The organism is Paraburkholderia sp. RL17-373-BIF-A (genome assembly GCF_046030175.1).
Classification (GTDB): domain Bacteria; phylum Pseudomonadota; class Gammaproteobacteria; order Burkholderiales; family Burkholderiaceae; genus Paraburkholderia.
This window is the reverse complement of sequence record NZ_JARESO010000202.1, coordinates 1-2,433: the sequence shown is the minus strand read 5'-3', so window position 1 is coordinate 2,433 and position 2,433 is coordinate 1. Positions and strand designations below refer to the sequence as shown.

Sequence of the window (2,433 nt, the reverse complement as noted above, 5' to 3'; positions counted from 1 at the left end):
GTAAGCGCTCAATCTGGCACACGCGGAACGCTTTGTCAAGTTGAAGTGATGTGCGACGAAGCCGTCAGAATGGAGGATCGTTGGGTTTTGGCGTATGACAGTCCGGCGCACGCTGTTCGAACAGTAGCGCGTGAAGCTGACATGCATAATGCTGACGGATGACATCGAGCATGTCGTCGAGCAACTCGAACACAGCGAGCGCCTGTTCGGGCGTCCAGTCGTCAGGCAGAACAAATGGCAAACCTTGCCGTCGGCCGGATGGCAGCAGGGGCGGGAGCTGTCAGAAATTTTGTGTGCTGAAACAGACCTATGCGTTGTTAGAGCTGTTAGCCGCGATGGGGTTTGCCCGAAGTTCCTGCTTCTGCTTCTATCACCGTGCACGTCTGTTGGTTGCTGACAGGCGTGCTGGCGCGCGTTGCGTCATCGCGGACACCTTCGCGCAACCCGTTGATACCGAATTTCTCGATAGTCTCTGCGAAATTGGCAATGATTTCAGTGCAAAGACGGCATACCTTTCATCCGATTGAATATTCCACGGGAATACTATGCCTGTTGTGACGGCGCAAACGTTCGCAAGAGCTTTCTTCGGAAAAAGTCCAATGAATCGGTCGTTCGCGGGCGGCACGCACGAAGCCTTCCGCTCGGGCACAAAGAGGAGACTGGACATTCCTAGGCTCAGCAGAGACGTCTTCAGGCACGTCACGACCAACGCCAAAGACAGCATGGCGAAGCGGGCGGGGGACTTCGATATTTCGTGCTCAAGGGGAACAGTGACTGCGACGATCACCCTGTTGACCGCTTTTATTGGACTGCTCATCGAGCGCGTTTGCAAGTGCGTCGTCAGCCAGCAGAAACAGGACGCCGTAAGACAGGCGGTAGTGGATCTTCATGAGAGAATCATCTTGGGAGACTTCCGGAATCTGCGCCCGGGTAATCGTTCTGTTTCGGTAGGACTGCAGCATGGTGGAGAGTTGAAGGTGTCGGAGGACACAGGATCGGACGGCAGCGTCCTCACCATTACGGTGGACACCGACATGGCCACCGAGTCTTTTGCTATCGAGGGCGGCACGCTCGAAGACCTCCGGGCAGTTCTGGAGCAGGAAATTGTCTGGCACCGGGCAGATCACCATCTGTACCTGTATGCGCTTCACCGCATCCCGATTGAGAGACGGAATTTTCTCCAAGGGACGGATGTGGACCTACGCGAGGTGGACCTGCGCGGAATGGATATGAGCGGGATGGATCTGACTTACCCGAAACTCAGTGAGGTAGACCTGAGTGGGGCGTACCTAAGCAGTGACAGACTGGGGGCCATGCTTGACGAGGCTAGAAGACAGCTGGCGCAACCAGAACCCGGGGGATACGTATGGGCTCGAGCGAACGGTCTCAGCGTGCTGCAGATACTGGATGCGGCCGAACGGCATGAAGAGTTGCGGGACAGAGCAAAGGCGGTGCGCCAGGCTTATCTGAATGCCCTTCCCGATTCGCTGAGGCAGTTTGTGACAGGAACCGCTGATGTCATGTACGGGAATGTGCTGTCTTATTTTCCGTTGCTTGCCAAGGATAGCGAGGTTTGCATCCTGCTGACCCCGGATGACTTTAAGAATGCGATGCGGGCGCCGTGGGAGCCGGGCGGGGAGTTCGGCAATGTGTGCGTTGCGGTAAACTGGAGTGGGAAGCCCGATGATCTGCCGTTGGATGGGCGCGGGGAGTTTTATCCAATGTTCAATCAGGCGCACCTTGCACAGTTCAGCGTACTGCGCCTCAAGAGCATCTCGCGGCTATCGGGTCAGTTGCAGGAGAAGCTCATGAGGTTCCTGCTTCCTCCAAAGTATGTCATGGAATACGTGCTGGGAAGCGCGAGCGGAACGAAGCAGAACTGGACGACTGCGAAGATCCAGGCGGATCTGAAGCGTTTCGTTCTGCCGCTGGTGGGGCATGAAGTCGATGATGCTGTCCTGCCCGAAACATTTTCGGGGGTGCGTTTTTCACAAGACGTCCTGGAGCAGCTTTTTGAGGAGGCTGAGGCAGTATTTGGTCCCATGACCAAGACGGAAAAGGCTTTTTTCCTCAGATCCCACGCGGCGTCATTGACGTACGCGAGCAGTTCCGGATTGTTTGGCTCGGGGAGCAATTCGCCGGAAGGGCTGCGTGTGTTGGCGGTCGCAATGCTCAATCATGCCGAGGATCTGGATCCCGATGTGAAGGGCTTTTCAAAAGTCGACCTAGCGGATTACAAGGGGCGACTCCTTGGGAAGGCGAAGAGCTACACGTGCACAGCGATACTTTCCAGCGACCTCAATTATGCGCTGCGGAACCAGATGCAGAAATGGGATCGGTTTAAGATGATATATCGCGCAGTCGTGCCTGCGAAGTGGGTAAGCAGGTCATAAATGGCTAGGTACCCGGCGTGGCCGGACGTGAGGCCGACGA

General features: G+C 56.1%; 3 protein-coding genes. 2 read left to right on the top strand and 1 reads right to left on the bottom strand.

Annotated elements, in window-relative coordinates; translation table 11 throughout:
- Positions 1-64: 64 nt before the first annotated feature.
- Entirely contained in the window at positions 65-241 is a 177-nt protein-coding gene (locus tag P0D80_RS49560) for a hypothetical protein (RefSeq protein WP_408295911.1), read from the bottom strand.
- A gap of 52 nt (positions 242-293) precedes the next feature.
- On the opposite strand from P0D80_RS49560, the gene P0D80_RS49555 reads away from it, so the two are divergent.
- Together P0D80_RS49555 and P0D80_RS49550 are read left to right on the top strand one after the other, a co-directional pair.
- Complete coding sequence (locus P0D80_RS49555) at positions 294-527, top strand: hypothetical protein (RefSeq protein ID WP_408295914.1); 234 nt, start codon at positions 294-296, stop codon at positions 525-527.
- 72 nt (positions 528-599) lie between these two features.
- Positions 600-2,393, top strand: coding sequence for a pentapeptide repeat-containing protein (locus P0D80_RS49550; RefSeq protein ID WP_408295908.1), 1,794 nt, complete (start codon positions 600-602; stop codon positions 2,391-2,393).
- Positions 2,394-2,433 lie beyond the last annotated feature (40 nt).

Coding starts and splice junctions, on each gene's coding strand:
- P0D80_RS49550 (WP_408295908.1), top strand. CDS start 600: ATGAATCGGTCGTTCGCGGGCGGCACGCACGAAGCCTTCCGCTCGGGC.